General features: G+C 37.6%; 18 protein-coding genes. 2 read left to right on the forward strand and 16 right to left on the reverse strand.

What is annotated here, in order from left to right; translation table 11 throughout:
- Nucleotides 1-18 precede the first annotated feature (18 nt).
- The 8 genes from J2S06_RS06115 to J2S06_RS06150 all read right to left on the reverse strand — a co-directional run bounded on the left by J2S06_RS06115 (nt 19) and on the right by J2S06_RS06150 (nt 5,232).
- Nucleotides 19-1,158 (reverse strand): MBL fold metallo-hydrolase, encoded by a 1,140-nt coding sequence (locus J2S06_RS06115; protein WP_419151676.1) that lies wholly within the window; start codon nt 1,156-1,158, stop codon nt 19-21.
- Between the two features lie 40 nt (nt 1,159-1,198).
- Nucleotides 1,199-1,771 (reverse strand): sulfurtransferase TusA family protein, encoded by a 573-nt coding sequence (locus J2S06_RS06120; RefSeq protein ID WP_044747217.1) that lies wholly within the window; start codon nt 1,769-1,771, stop codon nt 1,199-1,201.
- A gap of 46 nt (nt 1,772-1,817) precedes the next feature.
- The gene (locus J2S06_RS06125; RefSeq protein WP_044747216.1) at nt 1,818-2,114 is read right to left on the reverse strand and encodes a rhodanese-like domain-containing protein; all 297 of its coding nucleotides are present in this window, start codon (nt 2,112-2,114) and stop codon (nt 1,818-1,820) included.
- Between the two features lie 82 nt (nt 2,115-2,196).
- Nucleotides 2,197-2,679, reverse strand: coding sequence for a DsrE/DsrF/DrsH-like family protein (locus J2S06_RS06130; protein WP_419151677.1), 483 nt, complete (start codon nt 2,677-2,679; stop codon nt 2,197-2,199).
- A 62-nt stretch (nt 2,680-2,741) separates the two neighbouring features.
- Nucleotides 2,742-2,990, reverse strand: coding sequence for a sulfurtransferase TusA family protein (locus tag J2S06_RS06135; RefSeq protein WP_419151679.1), 249 nt, complete (start codon nt 2,988-2,990; stop codon nt 2,742-2,744).
- A gap of 77 nt (nt 2,991-3,067) precedes the next feature.
- Nucleotides 3,068-3,328 carry a metal-sensitive transcriptional regulator gene (locus tag J2S06_RS06140; protein WP_419151680.1) on the reverse strand — a complete coding sequence of 87 codons (261 nt, stop codon included), beginning with the start codon at nt 3,326-3,328 and terminating at the stop codon, nt 3,068-3,070.
- 314 nt (nt 3,329-3,642) lie between these two features.
- Nucleotides 3,643-4,779 (reverse strand): MBL fold metallo-hydrolase, encoded by a 1,137-nt coding sequence (locus tag J2S06_RS06145; RefSeq protein ID WP_419151681.1) that lies wholly within the window; start codon nt 4,777-4,779, stop codon nt 3,643-3,645.
- 63 nt (nt 4,780-4,842) lie between these two features.
- Nucleotides 4,843-5,232 carry a DsrE/DsrF/DrsH-like family protein gene (locus J2S06_RS06150; protein WP_419151682.1) on the reverse strand — a complete coding sequence of 130 codons (390 nt, stop codon included), beginning with the start codon at nt 5,230-5,232 and terminating at the stop codon, nt 4,843-4,845.
- 314 nt (nt 5,233-5,546) lie between these two features.
- Here J2S06_RS06150 and J2S06_RS06155 point away from each other — a divergent pair, with 314 nt between their 5' ends.
- Nucleotides 5,547-6,908, forward strand: coding sequence for a glycosyl hydrolase family 18 protein (locus tag J2S06_RS06155; RefSeq protein WP_419151683.1), 1,362 nt, complete (start codon nt 5,547-5,549; stop codon nt 6,906-6,908).
- Nucleotides 6,909-6,979: 71 nt separating this feature from the next.
- Here the strand turns inward: J2S06_RS06155 and J2S06_RS06160 are convergent, their stop codons facing one another.
- The 6 genes from J2S06_RS06160 to J2S06_RS06185 form a co-directional block, all read right to left on the reverse strand.
- The gene (locus J2S06_RS06160) at nt 6,980-7,750 is read right to left on the reverse strand and encodes an IclR family transcriptional regulator (protein WP_419151786.1); all 771 of its coding nucleotides are present in this window, start codon (nt 7,748-7,750) and stop codon (nt 6,980-6,982) included.
- A 204-nt stretch (nt 7,751-7,954) separates the two neighbouring features.
- Nucleotides 7,955-10,135 carry a malate synthase G gene (locus J2S06_RS06165; RefSeq protein ID WP_419151684.1) on the reverse strand — a complete coding sequence of 727 codons (2,181 nt, stop codon included), beginning with the start codon at nt 10,133-10,135 and terminating at the stop codon, nt 7,955-7,957.
- A 111-nt stretch (nt 10,136-10,246) separates the two neighbouring features.
- The gene (locus tag J2S06_RS06170; protein ID WP_419151685.1) at nt 10,247-11,695 is read right to left on the reverse strand and encodes an FAD-binding oxidoreductase; all 1,449 of its coding nucleotides are present in this window, start codon (nt 11,693-11,695) and stop codon (nt 10,247-10,249) included.
- Nucleotides 11,685-13,031 (reverse strand): (Fe-S)-binding protein, encoded by a 1,347-nt coding sequence (locus J2S06_RS06175; protein ID WP_419151787.1) that lies wholly within the window; start codon nt 13,029-13,031, stop codon nt 11,685-11,687. Before J2S06_RS06175 ends, J2S06_RS06170 begins: the two co-directional genes overlap by 11 nt.
- Nucleotides 13,032-13,054: 23 nt before the next feature.
- Nucleotides 13,055-14,380 (reverse strand): FAD-binding oxidoreductase, encoded by a 1,326-nt coding sequence (locus J2S06_RS06180; RefSeq protein ID WP_419151686.1) that lies wholly within the window; start codon nt 14,378-14,380, stop codon nt 13,055-13,057.
- A gap of 278 nt (nt 14,381-14,658) precedes the next feature.
- Complete coding sequence (locus J2S06_RS06185) at nt 14,659-15,147, reverse strand: DinB family protein (protein WP_044747206.1); 489 nt, start codon at nt 15,145-15,147, stop codon at nt 14,659-14,661.
- 277 nt (nt 15,148-15,424) lie between these two features.
- On the opposite strand from J2S06_RS06185, the gene mreBH reads away from it, so the two are divergent.
- Nucleotides 15,425-16,432: a rod-share determining protein MreBH gene (gene mreBH / locus J2S06_RS06190; protein ID WP_044747205.1), complete on the forward strand. Its 1,008-nt coding sequence runs from the start codon at nt 15,425-15,427 to the stop codon at nt 16,430-16,432.
- Between the two features lie 96 nt (nt 16,433-16,528).
- On the opposite strand, the gene J2S06_RS06195 is transcribed toward mreBH, so the two are convergent.
- Both J2S06_RS06195 and J2S06_RS06200 read right to left on the reverse strand, forming a co-directional pair.
- Nucleotides 16,529-17,233, reverse strand: a complete 705-nt coding sequence (locus J2S06_RS06195) for a pirin family protein (RefSeq protein ID WP_419151687.1) — start codon at nt 17,231-17,233, stop codon at nt 16,529-16,531.
- A gap of 150 nt (nt 17,234-17,383) precedes the next feature.
- Entirely contained in the window at nt 17,384-18,793 is a 1,410-nt protein-coding gene (locus J2S06_RS06200; RefSeq protein WP_419151788.1) for an NAD-dependent succinate-semialdehyde dehydrogenase, read from the reverse strand.
- Between the last annotated feature and the right edge of the window lie 72 nt (nt 18,794-18,865).

Genomic DNA, 18,865 nt, shown 5'->3' on the forward strand with positions numbered 1-18,865 from the left:
ATCAACATCTCCTCCCAATTATTCATGAGTATGGTGTAATGCACAACGGTTCGGGCCGATTTCTAATTCTTGTTGTTTTTCAATATCAACTTTCACGTGCCCACGGTTAATCGCTACAATATCTTCAAAGTTTGGAGGTGTTTCAGTATTCGCACCTGCCACAACTTGTTTGATAAATTCATCTTTTTGTTTGTTTTGCATCATATCATTGCGTGCACGAATATTTCCAAGCGAATCACCAATAAACCCTTCTTGATTTATTTCCTCATCTAAATTTGCATAGTGAGCTGGTAAGACAATGACATCATCCGCAATGGAAGCGACTTTTTCATAAACGGTCTCGTATAAATCAGCCGCCCACTCCGCTACTTTGCCGCCTAAATCTGGGCGACCTAATCCACCAACAAAAATCGTATCTCCTGAAAAAAGCAATTGATGATTTACGAAAAATGAAACACTGCCCGGAGTATGACCTGGTGTTTTAACTGCTAAAACCTCTAAGTTTACATTTTCGAATTCAATCGTATGATGTTCCTCTAATGGTGCGAAATCAAAAACAGCACCTTCGCTTTTCATTAAGTAATAAGTGGCACCTGTTCGCTCAGCTAATTCTTTTCCGCCTGAAATATGATCAGCATGTAAATGAGAATCGACGATATGGGTAATTTTGACACCTTCATCGTTTGCTACATCTTCATACACATTAATAAAACGTGATGGATCTACGACAAGCGCCTCTTTTCCAGAAAGGACCATATAGGATAGACAACCTTTTCCGACACGAATAAATTGATATACTTTCATATTTTCATCTTCATATACTTTAATTTTTTGCAAATGTTCACTCCATGCTTTCATACCACCACGAAGTGTGTATACATTGTCAAATCCAACTTCAACTAATTGTTCTGCTACAAATTGCGCCGAGCCACCTTTTGCACATACGACAATCACTGCTTTATCCTTTGGAAGTTGATCAACGATTCCATCTACCCCTTCAATTAGCTCAAAATAAGGAATATTTAAATACTCAAAGTTTTCACCTTCAATTTTCCAATCGTTAAAATCACTTTCATTACGCACATCTAAAATGAAGAGATGTTCCTTCTTGAACACTTTTTCTGCTACTTGTTTAGCAGTCATTTCTTTTACATTCATTCCTAATACCCCCTACCGTATTTTAAATGATAAAAATTTTTTATTTTTGTGTTGTTTCTTTTCGTCCAGTCCATTTCGACATTCCAGGCACTACATTATAAACGTTCTTGAACCCATTTTCAGAAAGCTTTTGGGCAGCTAAATCACTACGTGTACCAGTACGGCAGACAACGTAAATGACATCTGATTGATTCAGTTCTCCCATTCGCTCTTCTAGCTCACCAAGTGGAATCGATTTTGCTCCCGGAATATGCCCGAAAGCGTACTCAGCTGATTCGCGAACGTCAACAATGACCATTTCTTCGTTATTTTCCAATAACGCTTGTAGTTCTTCGTTCGTTACAACGTTTGGAAATTTCGTTTCTCCATTTGTGTCCTTATCAGTCTCTTTACGAATATAGTGTTTTAAAATATCACCCTCTTCAATGGTTCCAAGATATTGATGTCCTGTACTTTCAGCCCAAGCTTTAATATCAGCAGTTGAACCTTTGTCAGTTGCTTGCACCTCGATCACTTGACCAGATTCTAAATCGTTCATCGCCTTTTTTGTTTTGACGATCGGCATTGGACAAGATAATCCTTTTGCATCTACTATTTGATTGGCTTTAATCATCCAATGATTCCTCCTTATATGTTGAGATTTATTTAAATATTATCCTTTATTCAACTGGACCTTCCCAGTCTAGCATACCACCTGACATATTGATGACGTTGTAGCCATAACTTTCAAGAAATTGAACGGCTCGTGAACTTCTTCCACCTGAACGGCAAACGATAATATATTCTTTCTCTTTATCTAATTCATTCATGCGGTATTCTAATAAACTTAATGGAATATTGACAGCTCCTGGAATTTTCCCTTCCGCTACCTCTTCAACTTCACGAACATCAATAAAATTTAATGTTTTTCCTTGATTCAATAATGATTCGACTTCTTTTGCTGTTATTTGCTTCAAAGATATAACCTCCTTATCGGTATAGCAATGTTTGCATTTTTCGAAGGAAGAGTCTGTGTGGTCACCACACAGCTTTAAAAATTTAAATAAATAAGTTTACGTTTCCTTCTTCGGCATCAGCTAAATAAGCTGCAACACCAGCATATTCGATTCCATCCATAAGCTCCTCTTTACTTAAGCCGAGAAGGTCAACCGTCATTTGACAGGCAACTAATTTTATATCTTGTTCCTTAGCCATTTCGATTAATTGCGGGAGCGGCATTGCATTATGTTTCTTAATAACATGCTTAATCATTTTCGGACCAATGCCAGCAAAATTCATTTTGGAAAGTCCCATTTTATCTGCCCCACGCGGCATCATTTTTCCGAACATTTTTTCAAGAAATCCTTTTTTCACAGGAACTTGTTGATCTTTTCGTAAAGCATTTAAACCCCAAAATGTATGAAAAATCGTTACGTCATGATCGTAAGCGGCAGCACCATTAGCAATAATATACGCCGCCATTGCTTTGTCATAATCACCGCTGAATAAAATAATGTTTGTTTTTTTCTTTTGTTCTGACATTTAGCGTCCTCCTTTCTTTTTATTTACATATACTCGTAATGGTATATTTCATACAAAAAAAATTAAGCTTTTTCTATCCAAAAAGTTAAAACACCTTGCTCTTCTTTATGATCTAATAGTTTATGGCCACTAGCATTTGCCCATGCAGCCAAGTCATTTTTTGCTCCTTTATCCGTCGTTTGGACTTCTAAAACTTGACCTGAAGCTAATTCATCCATTGCTTTCTTTGTTCTAACAATTGGCATCGGACAGGATAGACCTTTTGCATCCACTACTTTATCAGTTTTCACTTTCGATAACCTCCTTTTCATTATCTTTATACCCTAATAGGTATATTATTATATGTTAAAAAAACTGTCAACATGTTATAAACATATTTTTAAAATTTTTACCGACTTTTCACTAATAAATGAACGGCTTCTTTCACATGTTGATCCGTTTGCTCTCCTTTTTCAATACTTTCTCTTACACAATGTTCGAGATTTGCACTAACGATAACAGCAATTGTGCTATTCATCGCATTTCGTGCCGCAGATAGCTGGGTAATAACACTTTTACAATCTTTACCTTGTTCTATCATGCCAAGAACCCCTTTTATTTGCCCTTCTATGCGCTTTAAGCGATTTTTCATTTCTTTGTTATATTCCATCTAAAACACCCCTTTCATCTTTTTTAAGGCTGTTTTCGTAAGCTATGAAAGTCGAAAAGCAACAATCTAATAGAAGACTTTTTAAAAATTTTCACATATAAGCCTTTCTTTATAAATATGAAAGATTTATCTTCTTTCAGTTTAGAAATGGTGCTTAAAACATCCTTAAATAAAATAATATTCATAAATTATGTTACTGTGTAGTATTATCATATACCCTTATAGGTATATTGTCAAGTACTAATGACAAACATAAAACTTTATGATTTTCTGAAAAATGGGATACCTTATGTGGTACCCCATTTGTATTTCCATTACCGAACGGCACAACGGTTTGGACCTATTTCCATTTCACGTTGCTGTTCTTCATCTGGATTTAATTTTCCCATATTCGTTTGGCGAATTTCTTGATAGGAATTAGGTTGAGGAGGCAAATTTTCCGTTACTGTTTTTCTAAACTCATTCTCGTCAGCAATGTTTAAACCATGATTTACTTTATACAGTATTCCTAATTTTTCAGCTACACTGCCGTCAGCATTCATCTCGTTTATTCCCATAAAATGTGCTGGCAAGACAATTAATTCATCTGCTAGTTGTTTATAACGTCCATATAGAGTTTGACGTAAATCGCTGACCCAATCATCCGCTTTTCCAGCCAAGTCTGGGCGACCAATCGAATCGACGAATAAAATGTCCCCTGTTAATAAATATTGATCATCTACAATAAACGAAGTACTACCAATAGTATGACCTGGAGAGTAAATGGCTTCAATCGTAACAGTTCCTACCTTAACCTTATCCCCGTCTTTGATTGGAGTGTATGAAAACGTCACTTCACCTGCGTCTTTTGGCGGCAAGTAGTACGTAGCCCCAAACTTTTCTGCAAGCTTTCTACCACCAGAAATATGGTCTGCATGAAGGTGCGAATCAATAATATGTTTAATGGTAATTTGATGTTCCTTTGCAAATTGTTCATACGGATCAATCATTCGATTCGTATCAATTAATACCCCTTCTCCATTAGATTCTATTAAATAAGATAAGCAGCCTTTGCCAAGTCGAACAAATTGATAAATCGTTCCACCACTTTTTAAATGGCCAATTTTAATCGGTTCTAAATGCTCACTCCACGCTTTCATACCACCTTCAATTGAATAAACATCATGAAACCCTGCTTCAACTAATTGTTCAGCTACCATCATGGAAGAACCGCCTTTTGCACAAACGACGTAAATGTTTTGATCTTTCGGCAGTTTATCGATAATCGTATCTACCCCTTCGATAAGCTCGAAATACGGAACATTTATTACTTCAATATTTTTCCCCTCAATTTTCCAATCATCAAAGTCCCCAGTATTGCGGACATCAAGAATGAATAAATGTTCTCCATTTATCACTTTTTTAGCTAATTGTTGAACTGATATGCTTTTAGCCCCTTTTTGATCTGACAAAAAAATCCCTCCTTACAACAATTTTTCGGAACGTGTTAATCATACAGGTTCTTGAAAATTTGATTAAAATGTCAACGTAATATCTGCATCTTTAGCAAAGTTTAAAAACGTAGCTGCTCCAGCAACATCAATACCTTCAACGAAATGTTCTTTTTGAAGATTCATAACATCCATTGTCATTTGGCAGGCAATCAATTTTACGCCAAGCTCTTGAGCCATTTTCACTAGTTCTTCAATGGAAGGCACATTCGCTTTTTTAAAACCCTCTTGGAAATGCTCTCTTCCTTCTGGAGTAGGTAAATTTTTATGAGCTTCTTTATGAATTAAATTTAATCCTTCAAATGTAAAGAAAATACCTACTTCAGCATCTGTCGCAGCCGCTGCTGTTGCAATATTAAAAACTTTATAAGCATCAAATAAACCACCATTTGCAGCAATAATCGCTACTTTCATTATTTATTCCTCCTTCAATCGTTATCATAACTCTAATTTGTTCATTATAAACAAGGTAATGTTATTTTTTTACCATTACCCCTTTGGGTATATATTAATCCTTTGACCAACTTACTGTCAAGATATTGACGTCATAATGTTTTTCTTTTGTTTTTTCAGAACGATGATTGAAAGAAAAAATATAGCTACAACTTAGGTTAGAGATCAAGCTTAAATAAAAGATTATGAAAATGCTAAATTTCGCTAAAACAAAACATATTTTTTAAACACGGGAACAAAATATAGATGATTTCCTAGAAGAAAGGTGGAACAAAATGAAAAGGACAACAGTAAGGTTATTTCTTATTTTAAGCATGATGTTAAGTTCGATCTTTTCTGTTCATGTCCAACATGGACAAGCAAACAGTAATCCGTATGTTTTATACGAAGTGAAATCGGGAGATAGTTTATGGAAAGTGAGTAAGCGTTATGGTTATTCAGTGGAGACAATTAAAAAATTAAACGGGCTTTCACAAAACACAATAGTACCTGGCCAGTCCTTATTAATTCCAAGTGATACGTATATCGTTCTTCATGGAGAATCATTATTTGATATTGCTTTTCGCCACTCTATTCCTATATCGCTCTTAGCTCAACATAACCATATTAAAACTCACGATGCAATCAGTCCCGGAAGAAAAATAAAAGTTCCCCAAATTCCGAACCGATCCATTAAAACAGGTGGTTATTTCGTTCCAAAGGGATATGAGGCAGATCTTAATATCATCAACCGTTATTCTCCTCTTATAACAAACATAGGTGTGTTTGAATACCACCCTAATTGGAACGGCAATTTAAGCAGTTTGTCTGCTAATCATATTATAAAAGAAGCGTGGATCAAACATAGTTATCCAGTTGCGGTCGTTACAAACTTGAGCTCAAGAGGATTTGATCCTGATATGTCTCATCATTTATTAACGAATCAAGCAACACGGAAAAACTTAATCAACAACATTGACCGTCTCCTCCGTACCCATGATTATAAAGGGGTAAACATTGATTTTGAAGGGTTGCGACCTCAAGATAGACAAGCATTTAACCAATTTATGAAGGAATTGCGACAGAAATTAAAGCCTTCTGGATTCACAATTTCAATTGCAGTTCCGCCAAAGCAAGCTGATCACTATCCAGAATATCATAGCGCTTATGATTACAAGACACTCGGAAAAATGGTCGATCAATTTTTTATTATGGCATACGACTGGCATTGGCCAGGTGGATCCCCAGGTCCAATTGCACCTTATCAAAAGGTAAAAGAAACATTAAATTATGCCATAAAAGTGATCCCAAAAAATAAAATTTACTTAGGAATTGCTATGTACGCATATGATTGGCGATACGATCAGAACGGGAAAACAAAAGGGCAAGCTTATTCACAACAATTGGCCATCGACAAGGCCGTAACATATGGCTCGCCAATTATTTATGATTTAGCTTCTCGATCACCTCACTTCGTCTATACGGATGCAAACGGGTTGATGCATGAGGTATGGTTTGAAGATGCACGCAGTATATGGAGCAAATATCGACTCGTAGCGGAGTATGGAATTGCTGGTATGGGAGGATGGCAGCTCGGTTTACCATTTCCACAAGCAGAAACCTTGCTAAAGGACCGTTTTCATATTCAAAAGCCATAATTGAAAAGCAAAAGACCTTTACTATATGATTGTTTACATATAGTAAAGGTGATAATTTTTAAACATTCATCCTATTTACCAACATAGCCAAGTCTTGCTGAAATTTGTTTTCCAATTTCAATCATTTGCGGCTTCAGTTGTTCAAGCCTCTCATCTGTCATTCGAATCGTTGGTCCTGATACGCTTACCGCTGCAATAACTTTACCTAAATGGTCAAATATGGGGACCGCAATGCAACGAATCCCATATTCGTTTTCTTCGAGATCAAGCGCATACCCTTTTTCTTTCACTCGGATGAGTTCTTTCAAAAACTCATCCTTATTTGTAATCGTATGTTTCGTGTGCATTGGCAATCCTTTTCGATCTAAAATGTCAAGGACGATATTGGATGGCAAATGAGCGAGGATGGCTTTTCCAACTGACGTACAATGCATTGGTGCACGCTTCCCAACTTTTGAATGCATTCGCAACGTTTCGTTTCCGTCTAATTTCTCAATATAAACAACTTCCCCTTGATCATACACAACAAGATGGATGACTTCATTTGTCTCATTTTCGAGCTTCTTTAAAAATGGTTTAGCCTCCGTTCGAAGGTCAATGGACTCTAACAATTTTGAGCTAATCTCTAAAAATGTATATCCAAGTTTATAACGCCCCGTTTCACGATCTTGTTCAATATAACCATACTGAACAAGAGTTGATAAAATTCGATAAACAGAGCTTTTGTTAATATCAATCTGATTGGCAATCTCTGTCACACCTAAGCCGCCTTTTTTTAAACTAACTAGGTGTATGATATCCAACGCTCGGCTTACGGATTTGACCATATTTTCTCGTTCCATCATTTTTCACCTTCTAATATCTCATTCAAAAAATATCGTTTGGTTAAAATATCATGCTTATTTCATTATGACAGGAAGAACAAAAACTGCCAAGCTGCTTCTATTTCATGATTTTAGCGAAAGTCGGCTCCAATTTCTACACGAGACCAACATGAAAAAATGACGGAAGGCACCCCTTTAGAAGGATGCCTTCATCAAAAACAATTACTGTTTTACAGCATATTTTGCTTTTGCTTCAAGGCGGCGGCGATGTAAAATCGGTTCTGTATAGCCATTCGGCTGATCATACCCTTTGAAAACAAGGTCGCATGCTGCTTGGAATGCAACAGAGTTGTCATAGTCTTTGGACATTGGACGGTAACCAGGTTCATTCGCATTTTGTTCATCCACCACTTTGGCCATCCGCTTAAGCGTTTCAATTACTTGCTCTTTTGACACAATACCGTGGTGTAACCAGTTGGCAATATGTTGGCTCGAAATGCGTAATGTGGCCCGGTCTTCCATTAAGCCAATATTGTTAATATCCGGAACTTTTGAACAGCCAATACCTAACTCTACCCAACGAACAACATATCCTAAAATCCCTTGAGCATTATTATCTAATTCTTGTTGGATTTCTTCAGGAGTCCAGTTCGAATTTTCTGCAACTGGAATTTGTAATATCTCATCGCGCAAGTCTTCAATGGATTTCAGCAACTCGTTTTGGACTTCTGTTACATTTACTTCATGGTAATGCAGTGCATGCAATGTTGCAGCTGTTGGAGATGGCACCCATGCTGTATTGGCACCTGCTTTTGGATGAGCGATTTTCTGTTGGATCATTGCTGCCATCATATCAGGCATCGCCCACATTCCTTTACCGATTTGAGCACGTCCTTTAAACCCTGTTTCTAATCCAATATTTACATTGGAACGCTCATATGCTTCTAGCCATGTCGATGATTTCATATCATTTTTTCGGATCATTGGCCCTGCTTCCATTGAAGTATGAATTTCATCACCAGTTCTGTCTAAGAAACCAGTATTAATAAATACGATGCGATCTTTTACTTCACGAATACAAGCTTTCAAGTTCAAAGTTGTGCGGCGTTCTTCATCCATCACGCCAATTTTTAGTGTATGCCGTTCTAAACCAAGCAAATCTTCGACCCGGTCAAAGAGCAAGTTTGCGAATGCAACTTCTTCTGATCCGTGCATTTTCGGTTTGACAATATAAACTGATCCCTTTCTCGAATTGACAAATTTACTATTTCCAATAAGGGAATGTTTTGCAATTAAACTAGTCACAACTGTATCCAAAATTCCTTCTTGGATTTCTTCGTCATTTGCAGTAAGGATGGCACTATTTGTCATTAAATGGCCAACATTTCGAACAAACATTAAAGAGCGCCCTGGAAGAGTCAATTCTCCCCCTGTTTTCGATGTATACGTTCGATCCGCATTAAGTGTTCGGGTAATTGTTTGATTACCTTTTGTAAATGTAGCAGTCAAATCCCCTTTTATAAGACCTAGCCAGTTGCGATATACAAGGACCTTATCTTCGGCATCAACGGCTGCGACTGAATCTTCACAATCCATGATGGTCGTGACGGCTGCTTCTAAAAGAATGTCTTTGATGCCCGCTTCATCTGTTTTACCAATTGGAGAATTTCTGTCTATTTGAATTTCGATATGAAGCCCGTTGTTTTTCAATAATACGGTAGAAGGGTTAATAGCACTACCTTGATATCCAACAAACTTTTCTTCTTCTTTCAGTTTGACACTGTTACCATTTTTCAACGTAACGAATAAGTTTCCTTCTTGGATGGAATATTGAACAGCTTCACGATGAGATCCTTCTTGTAATGGTACAGCTTCATCAAGGAATTTTCTTGCATACGCAATTACTTTTTCACCGCGGACCGGATTATATGCCCCTTTTCGTTCAGCTCCATTTTCTTCACTAATTACATCCGTTCCATAAAGAGCGTCATAAAGACTACCCCAACGAGCATTGGCAGCATTTAGAGCATAGCGAGCATTGCTAACGGGAACGACTAGCTGCGGCCCAGCTTGAACAGAAATTTCATCATCGACATTTTCCGTTGTAATTTGGAAATCTTCTACTTCTGGTTCTAAATAACCGATTTCTTGTAAGAAAGATTTATATTTTTCAAAGTTGATATGACCTCTGTTCTTTCTATGCCACTCATTGATTTTCTCTTGAATTTCATCACGGCGCTTCAGTAACTTCTTATTGATTGGAGTTAGCTCGTCAACAAGGTTTTCAAACCCAGACCAGAAATGATCCTTTTCCACCCCGCTATTTGGAAGTACTTCATGATTAATAAATTCATATAAAATATCCGCTACTTGCAAATTTCCTACTTTAACGTATTTCGTCATTCTCCCATCCCCTTTTTGTTTGTTATTACGAAACACTGTTTCTTATTTCTTCAAAAAAAGAATAACACGATCGAAGAAAAATTTCAATAATTTTCTAATAATTGATTTTGGTCATGCTGTCGTTTCCTTTTTTATTTCTACACACCGTCCGGGTGTTGGAAAGAGCTTTCCAGCATTTAATAAATTTTTTGGATTAAATACTTCACGAATATTTATTTGTGCTTTAATTTCTTCATCGCTAAAAATAAAACGCATTTCTTCCCTTTTTTCGATTCCAACTCCATGCTCACCTGTAATGGAGCCGCCTACATCTGCACAAGCTTTTAAACAAGCACTGCCGGCTTTTAATGCCTTTTCTGTTTCGCCTCGTTTTCTCGCATCAAAGAGAACGAGCGGGTGAAGATTCCCATCACCAGCATGAAAAATATTGGCAATTCGAAGACCATACTCTCGACTAATTTCGTGAATTTTGCTTAAAACTTCAGGCAATTTACTGCGTGGTATGACCCCATCCTGTACTAAATAATCTGGAGAAATGGCTCCCATCGCTCCAAATCCTGTTTTTCGATTCGCCCACCATCTTGCCCGTTCCTCTTCATTTTCGGCTACTTTTACTTCACGAACATTATTTTTTTTACATACTTCTATAATTTGATTGATCTCTTCATCAATCCCAGCGGATATTCCGTCCACTTCAATAAGTAAAAGTGCTTCAATATCTTTTGGATGACCGACTGGAAACGCAGCTTTTTCCACCGCTTCGATGGCGATTTTATCCATCATTTCAAGGGCAGCAGGAACAATCCCTGCTGAAATAATATCTGAAACAGCTTGACTTCCATCCGAAACGTTGTCAAAATATGCAAGAACTGTTTGCTTTGCTTCCGGCTTTTTCAAAATGCGAACCGTTATTTTTGTCACAATTCCTAATGTTCCTTCTGATCCTGTTAGTAGACCTAATAAATCGTAACCAGGTACATCGAGAATCCCATCTTTGCCAATTTGGATAATTTCGCCATTAGGTAAAACAACTTCGAGTCCTAAAATATGATTTGTTGTAACACCGTACTTTAGACAATGGGCTCCGCCTGCATTCTCGCCGACATTTCCGCCAATCGTACAGCAATATTGGCTAGATGGGTCTGGTGCATAATAATATCCTTTATCAGAAATTGAGTTTGTTAGTTTTAAGTTTATAAACCCTGGTTCTACAACAGCACGCCGGTTTTCATAATCAATGCTGATAAGACGATTCATCTTTGTAAGACTAATAATCACTTCACCGTTTAACGGGATCGCCCCTCCACTTAAACCCGTTCCAGCACCGCGGGCAAGAAACGGTAGTTCATGCTCATGACAATACTTTACAATTTCGGCAACATCCTTCGTATTATTTGGAAAGATCACTGCTTTCGGTAAATGACGATGAATCGTAAAGGCGTCACAATCATACGCTAGTAAATCTTCTTTTTTATAAAGGATGGAGCGATTTCCGCCACTAACCATTTTGGCAAGATTTTGAATATGCTTATCTTTTGTTGTCACGACTTTAACGGCCATTTGCCTCACCCCTTTGTTGATTTTCTTTTTGATATGCCCAATCTAAAAGCTGAACAGTATGAACAATTTTTTGATTTCTCCCGTATTTTTGAACGCCTATGGCCATTTGCAGCATACAGCCAGGATTGCCCATTGAAATCATTTCGACCTCTTCAGGGACGTTTTCCATTTTCCGTTCGAGCACTTCATTTGCCATTTCCGGATTTGTAATATTGTAAATTCCGGCACTGCCGCAGCATCGATCGGCGTTTGGCATATGAACCATTTCGACACCAGGTATATCAAGCAGCAGGTCGCGCGGTTCCTTGCGAATCCCTTGCCCGTGTGCTAAGTGACAAGCATCGTGGTACGTAATACGTGTTTTAATTTCAGCTTTTGGCTTTTCATAACCTGTATCATGAAGGAATTTCGAAATATCTTCTACCTTTTTTGAAAACGCTTCAGCTTTTTTGCGCCATTCTCGGTCTTCGCGGAATAATTCAGGATATTCTTTTAACATACATCCGCATCCGGCAGCATTGACAATCACTTTATCAGCATCTTTAAATGCTTCAATATTTTGCTTTGCCAATTTTCTTCCCATATTCCGGTCACCCGCATGAACATGAAGCGCACCACAGCATGTTTGATTTTCGGGAATGATGACATCATTTCCATTTCGTGTTAATACATGAATGGTTGATTCATTAATATCACTGAACATAACATCCATGACACAGCCTGTTAAAAACGCAACCTTCCGCTTCGTTTCTCCTTTAGCTTTAATGACTTTTTCATGTTTATATTTTTGTCTGACCGGCTTTTTTACCTCTGGCATAATGGCTTCCATTTCAACTAAATGATCTGGCAAAATGTTGATAAGCCCTGTTTTCTGTACGAGCTTTTGCAGCCCGCTTTTTTGATAAAATTTCAAGACATTTCCTAAAGCATATAAACGATTAGGGTGAGGAAATAACGTATGCAAAAAAAGGTTCCCAATAACCTTTTTCCAACCTTTTAATGGTATCACCTGGCGAACTTGACCGCGTACTTCTTCGATTAATCCGCCAACATCGACGTCGGCAGGACAAGCTGTCGTACATGCCCGGCAATCAAGACAGGCAAAGACTGGATCCATAAAATTCTCATTCACTTCAAGCTTTCCTTCAGCAACTGATTTAATTAAATGAACACGTCCTCTTGGGGAATGCTGTTCTTGACCGGTAATTTCATAAGTAGGACATGACTCTAAACACATGCCGCAGTGAACACAATCTGCCCACTTATTTTCATCAGGTAGATCAATCCCGAAATAGTTGCCAAGACTTTTCGTTATACAAGAAGGATCCTTCCTCATAACATTATCGTTCCAACTCAATGTTAAATCCCTCCTACAAAACGTTTTGGGTTGAGGATTCTATTTGGATCAATTTTTGTTTTAATTCCTTCTAGAAGGAAGAAATATTCTGGTTTTTCACCCCAAGGATCGATTATTTGCCTTAATGAAAATGGCATATGTTTCACAATGGCATACCCACCAAGTTGTGTAGCGATATTTCTTAACTGCTGAATGGCGGAAAGAACGTTTTCACTCGCACCTTTTAAAAGGACTTGACAAATCCCATGACCTAAACCACCGTGGGCTTGAATCCATAAATTGTGAGAATCTTGGATGAGGTGGCTTTCTTGTATAATTTTCAACACATCAAGGTTTATGACCCCAATTTTCAACATTGCGATCGTTTTTGTAGGAGCATTTACTGCTTGTGGGTTTGGAGAAATTGTATAAAATTCATTCCAAAATTGGGACGCTTTTTCGTTAGCAAGAATGGTCATGTTCGTTTTTGGAGGTCGGAAGCTTTGTAGAAATGCTTCTTGGTAGTGGACTGAATTTTCGTGGTCTTCAAAACTAATCACTAACGTATATTGTTTTTCTCCCGCTAATTTTTCTGCCAAGGTTGGATTTAAAAGCTCTAACGAAACAGGTTCCATTTGTGAATCTAAAAAGCGAACAACAAATGAATGGATTTCATCCAAATTCTCGTCTGGAAACGATATGAGAACAACACTTTCATACTTTGGCAACGGCCTGAGCTTTAACGTGATTTCCGTCAAAATGCCCAACGTCCCCATTGAGCCGACAAATAGTTTGTTCATATCATATCCAGCAACATTTTTCACTACTTTTCCACCTGTGCGAACGATCGTTCCATTCGGATAGACAACGCGAAGTCCAATTACAGCATCTCTTGCAGAACCATATCCCAATCGTTTAGGACCGCTTTCATTTGCAGCGATTATTCCCCCGATTGTTGCATATACGGGCCAAGCCGGATCAAGTGGAATTTGTTGATTATGATGCTGTAAATATTGCTGTAATTCTTGAAATGGTGTACCGGCCTTCACAGTTAAAGTCATATCACCAACGGTATGATCAACGATTCCTTTCAGATTTGCTAGCGACATCAAGATATCTGTTGATTGGATGAGGCCGCCAAACCCTCGTTTCGTTCCCCCACCTTCAGTGCAAATCTTTTTCCTATTCCGGTTTGCATACTGAAGGATTTGTGAAATCTCCCTTTCAGAATGGGGGTATACGCATACTTTTCCACGATTTCCAAGTAGGTGTTCTTCATTATTTTCGATTTTGATTTGAATATGAGGGAAAAGATCCTTTAATTCTGTATATAAATCAGCTGCTATCAAACGTAACACCTCCTATTGTTTCGTAATAACAAACAATGTTTCTAAAAATGACCAAAAATACCCTTTTGATTAATGGACATAAAATATGATTGATCTTATCCATCTCTGATATGTTATATGTTTACCAATATGAAAACATGTTTAAAAGATTTTTTCAAAAATATTTTTATTTTTTAAAAAATAGTAAAAATTGAAGAGAAGGAAAAAACAGAACATTTGTTGCACTTATTTCGTGATTAATCGGTTCTTTTAAACTGGCCACCTTTATCTACTAATAGCTAAAAAGCTCTCATTTTCTTTATTTGCCGATACATTTGTTTAATGACATTCATATGAATTGCTTCATGGTAAAGGCTGAACAAAAAGGTTTCGCCAACTGTATAAAACGTATTTCCTCCACTATTTGTAAATGGTGTAGGAAGTTTTTCATTCAAACGATCCTCCAAAAATTTCGGAATTCTCGTTTTTTGATCACAGAGAACGATGGCAATGTCATGAAGTGTCGGGGGTGTGATCGTCCATTCGGATGGTTTTGTTCCTCTAGCAAACAACTGTTCATATTCTTCTGGAACATTCATTTTTTCACCAAGGAGACCATATACGAGTTTTTCTTGTATATAAGCAATGTGGCCAAAATTCCAGCGAATATGATTATTAAATCCAGCTGGAATGATATCAGCTGCCTCTTCTGGAATTTGTTTGATCGCGTTTTCCGTAATTTCTCTTACAGTTTTCATATGTTGAAAAATGAGATCTCTCTCTGACATTTTCATTCTCTCCTTTCCATCTATTCATACAACATATTTCTTGGTGTATAAAGCTAATTCCTTCAACTATTTGATCATTTCAAAAAATTTATGACCCTTTATTTGAGTTGCACTAACTTAAGAGTAAGCCTCACATAAAAAATGGATCTTTTTTTGCAATTCTATAAAGAAATTTACAAATTGATGTCGATTTTTCTCCTACCCCCCGTAATTTAGACATAACTGTTAGAACTTTATATAAGGTTTTAAAACATTATAGAATTGGGTGATTAGTTAAATGTTTTCCGTTTCAGAAATTGGCATTGATTTAGGTACTGCTAACATTTTAGTATATAGTAAACAAAAAGGGATTGTTATTAATGAGCCGTCAGTCGTAGCGATCGACACCGAGACGAAGCAAGTATTAGCTGTTGGTTTTGAGGCAAAGCATATGATTGGAAAGACCCCAGGTAAAATCGTTGCGATTCGCCCGCTAAAAGATGGTGTTATAGCTGATTATGACGTGACAACAGAAATGTTAAAAGCAATTATGAAAAAAGTTTCCAAAAAACTCGGTTTTTCCATTCGAAAACCTGATGTAGTCGTTTGTACCCCTTCAGGTTCGACTAGTGTAGAAAGGCGAGCAATCCATGATGCCGTCAAACATACTGGGGCAAAAAATGTGCATTTAATCGAAGAACCTGTTGCTGCCGCCATCGGTTCTGGTTTACCAGTTGATGAACCTATTGCAAATGTGGTGGTCGATATCGGTGGTGGTACAACAGAAGTAGCCATTATTTCCTTCGGTGGCGTTGTTACAGCTAATTCAATTCGAATTGGAGGAGATAGTTTAGACGATGACATCATTCAATATGTAAGAAAAACTTACAATGTTCTCATTGGGGAACGTACTGCTGAGCAAATCAAAATCGAAATAGGCTATGCCTTAATTGATCATGAAGAAGAAACAATGGAAGTTCGTGGACGGGACTTGGTTACTGGTTTACCGAAAACCATTACATTGAAATCGACAGAAATTCGTGATGCGATGAAAGAATCATTGCTCCATATTTTAGAGGCCATTCGTGCAACGTTAGAGAATTGTCCGCCAGAATTAAGCGGGGATATCGTTGAGCGAGGTGTTATGTTAACAGGTGGTGGAGCCTTATTAAAAGGAATTAAAGAATGGCTCAGCAAAGAAATTATTGTTCCTGTCCATTTATCCGAGCAACCATTGGAGGCTGTTGCCATCGGTACGGGAAAAGCACTCCAATTTATTCATAAGCTGCAAAAAGCAGCAAAATAACAAAATTTTTAAAGCTTGTCGTCATCGTCGACAAGCTTTAAAAAATATGAAACATGTATGAAGTTGTTTTGCATCAGAGATTTTAACGCTCGTTTATTAAGGTAAATCAATCAACATAAATTGTGACCCAGTAGATGTTGTAATGGATAAAGCATCTTCTTGGGTTATGCGTGCAGAATCGCGTTTCTTTAAAATATGATCGTTTTGCAAGGAGATTTCCCCCTCTAGGACAAATAAAAATGTCCGCCGCTCTTTTTTCTGCTTAAATTCAATTGTATAATTCTTTTCCAATTCGGATAAATATATCGTCAAATCTTGGTTGATATGAGCTATTTCTTTAGATGTCGGATTTTTCGTGACGACCGGTAGCAGAGCATTTTTCATTTTATCAATTTGGTAAGTTGTTTTTTCATAAGAAGGAGTGATGCCAGATCGTTCTGGCAAAAACCACATTTGTAAAAAGTTCACCTCTTCTTTGCTTGAAGGGTTTACTTCTGAATGGATCACCCCTGTTCCTGCTGACATTCGTTGAATGCCGCCAAACGTTGTGACAGCACTTTCTCCTGTGCTATCTTCGTGGCGCAACTGCCCTTTTAATACAATTGAAACAATTTCCATTTCCTGATGTGGGTGTGCTCCAAATCCTCTTAGTGGAGCAACAAAATCATCATTTAATACTCTGAGTGGTCCAAAATTCATATTTTCTGAATCATAATACTCCGCAAAGGAAAAACTATGATACGTTTTTAACCAACCATGATCGGCAAAATATCGTGATTCTGCTGGATAAATTTTGATCATATTGTAAACCACCTTTATTTCGAAACTATTTATTTTGAATTCAAGATAATTTTATGAAGAAATATATAAGTTGTCAAATCATATGGACGTCATGAAAAGGGGTCTGACCCAGGTAGGTTCAGACCCTTATGAGACAGACTCCTCATATCATTATAATCCAAGTGAAATATATTTAATTTCTAAGTATTCGTCGATTCCGTAGTGGCTGCCTTCTCGGCCAATTCCGCTTTCTTTAAATCCTCCGAATGGTGCTTGTGCGACTGACGGCAGTCCGTCATTTAAGCCGACAATACCATATTCAAGCTGCTCGCTGATGTGAATTGCTTGCGAAATATTTTCGGTGAATACGTATGCTGCAAGTCCATAAGGTGTATGATTGGCACGTTCGATTGCTTCTTCCATCGTTTTAAATGTTGTTATTGGTGCGACTGGACCAAATGTTTCTTCCTGCATACAAAGCATTTCATCATTTGCTTTACCGATGACAGCTGGTTCAATAAAATATCCTTCTAAATCATTCCGTAATTGGCCCCCGAATAATATTTCTCCTCCTTTTGCAAGTGCATCCTGCAAATGCTCTTGAACTTTTTCAATCGCATTTTCATCAATTAGCGGTCCGATATTGGTGCCATCTTGAAGCCCGTTTCCTATTTTTAAAGTAGAAACAGCCTTCGTAAATTTTTCAGCAAATGACTCATAAATATTTTCATGCACATAAACACGGTTCGTACAAATACAAGTTTGTCCTGCATTGCGGAATTTTGAGGCGATGACAGCCTCTACTGCTTTGTTTAAGTTGGCATCATCCATGACGATAAAAGGTGCATGTCCTCCTAATTCTAATGAGACTTTCTTTACCGTATCTGCCGCTTTTCTCATAAGCTCTTTACCAATTTCCGTTGATCCTGTAAACGAAATTTTTCGAACTCGAGAATCTTCTAGCCAAGCATCTCCAATTGCTTTGGCACTTCCTGTTACAATATTGAGAACACCTTTTGGAATTCCTGCTTCATGTGCTAACTCTGCTAACTTCAAGGCTGTAAGCGGAGTTTGACTAGCAGGCTTGACGACAGCTGTACATCCTGCAGCTAAGGCTGGCGCCACTTTCCGCGTAATCATCGCAGCTGGGAAATTCCAAGGAGTAATAGCGGCAATAACACCGACTGGTTGTTTTAAAACGAAAATACGTTTATTTTGAAAAGAGGCTGGTATCGTCTCACCATATACACGTTTCCCTTCTTCCGCATACCACTCAACAAAGCTATTTGCATAATTTACTTCCCCTAGAGCTTCCGGAAACGGCTTTCCTTGTTCCGTTGTCATAATTTTCGCAATCTCTTCACGATGTTCATGTATTAACTGGTGCCATTTTTTTAAATAGCTAGCTCGTTCATATGCGGTAAGCTTAGACCAAGCTTGAAATGCTTCATATGCTGCATCAACAGCACAAGTTGCTTGTTCCTTTCCCCCTTTTGGCACTTGGGCAAAAATTTCTCTCGTTGCAGGGTTTATGACATTTATTTGTTCATTTAGATTCACCCATTCTCCATTAATGTACATTGGTTTCTGTTCCATATGCATTCTCCTCTCCATTAAACGTATAATTTATTTATTTAAGGCCCAACTTAAATC

Origin of the sequence: Bacillus alveayuensis (assembly GCA_030812955.1) — a bacterium.
GTDB lineage: Bacteria > Bacillota > Bacilli > Bacillales > Aeribacillaceae > Bacillus_CB > Bacillus_CB alveayuensis.

What these genes read in the sequence shown, in the direction of transcription:
- J2S06_RS06115 (WP_419151676.1), bottom strand. Translation starts at nt 1,158, where the DNA reads ATGAATGTAAAAGAAATGACTGCTAAACAAGTAGCAGAAAAAGTGTTC.
- J2S06_RS06120 (WP_044747217.1), bottom strand. Translation starts at nt 1,771, where the DNA reads ATGATTAAAGCCAATCAAATAGTAGATGCAAAAGGATTATCTTGTCCA.
- J2S06_RS06130 (WP_419151677.1), bottom strand. Translation starts at nt 2,679, where the DNA reads ATGTCAGAACAAAAGAAAAAAACAAACATTATTTTATTCAGCGGTGAT.
- J2S06_RS06135 (WP_419151679.1), bottom strand. Translation starts at nt 2,990, where the DNA reads ATGAAAAGGAGGTTATCGAAAGTGAAAACTGATAAAGTAGTGGATGCA.
- J2S06_RS06140 (WP_419151680.1), bottom strand. Translation starts at nt 3,328, where the DNA reads ATGGAATATAACAAAGAAATGAAAAATCGCTTAAAGCGCATAGAAGGG.
- J2S06_RS06150 (WP_419151682.1), bottom strand. Translation starts at nt 5,232, where the DNA reads ATGAAAGTAGCGATTATTGCTGCAAATGGTGGTTTATTTGATGCTTAT.
- J2S06_RS06155 (WP_419151683.1), top strand. Translation starts at nt 5,547, where the DNA reads ATGAAAAGGACAACAGTAAGGTTATTTCTTATTTTAAGCATGATGTTA.
- J2S06_RS06160 (WP_419151786.1), bottom strand. Translation starts at nt 7,750, where the DNA reads ATGGAACGAGAAAATATGGTCAAATCCGTAAGCCGAGCGTTGGATATC.
- J2S06_RS06165 (WP_419151684.1), bottom strand. Translation starts at nt 10,135, where the DNA reads ATGACGAAATACGTTAAAGTAGGAAATTTGCAAGTAGCGGATATTTTA.
- J2S06_RS06170 (WP_419151685.1), bottom strand. Translation starts at nt 11,695, where the DNA reads ATGGCCGTTAAAGTCGTGACAACAAAAGATAAGCATATTCAAAATCTT.
- J2S06_RS06175 (WP_419151787.1), bottom strand. Translation starts at nt 13,031, where the DNA reads ATGAGGAAGGATCCTTCTTGTATAACGAAAAGTCTTGGCAACTATTTC.
- J2S06_RS06185 (WP_044747206.1), bottom strand. Translation starts at nt 15,147, where the DNA reads ATGTCAGAGAGAGATCTCATTTTTCAACATATGAAAACTGTAAGAGAA.
- mreBH (WP_044747205.1), top strand. Translation starts at nt 15,425, where the DNA reads ATGTTTTCCGTTTCAGAAATTGGCATTGATTTAGGTACTGCTAACATT.
- J2S06_RS06195 (WP_419151687.1), bottom strand. Translation starts at nt 17,233, where the DNA reads ATGATCAAAATTTATCCAGCAGAATCACGATATTTTGCCGATCATGGT.
- J2S06_RS06200 (WP_419151788.1), bottom strand. Translation starts at nt 18,793, where the DNA reads ATGTACATTAATGGAGAATGGGTGAATCTAAATGAACAAATAAATGTC.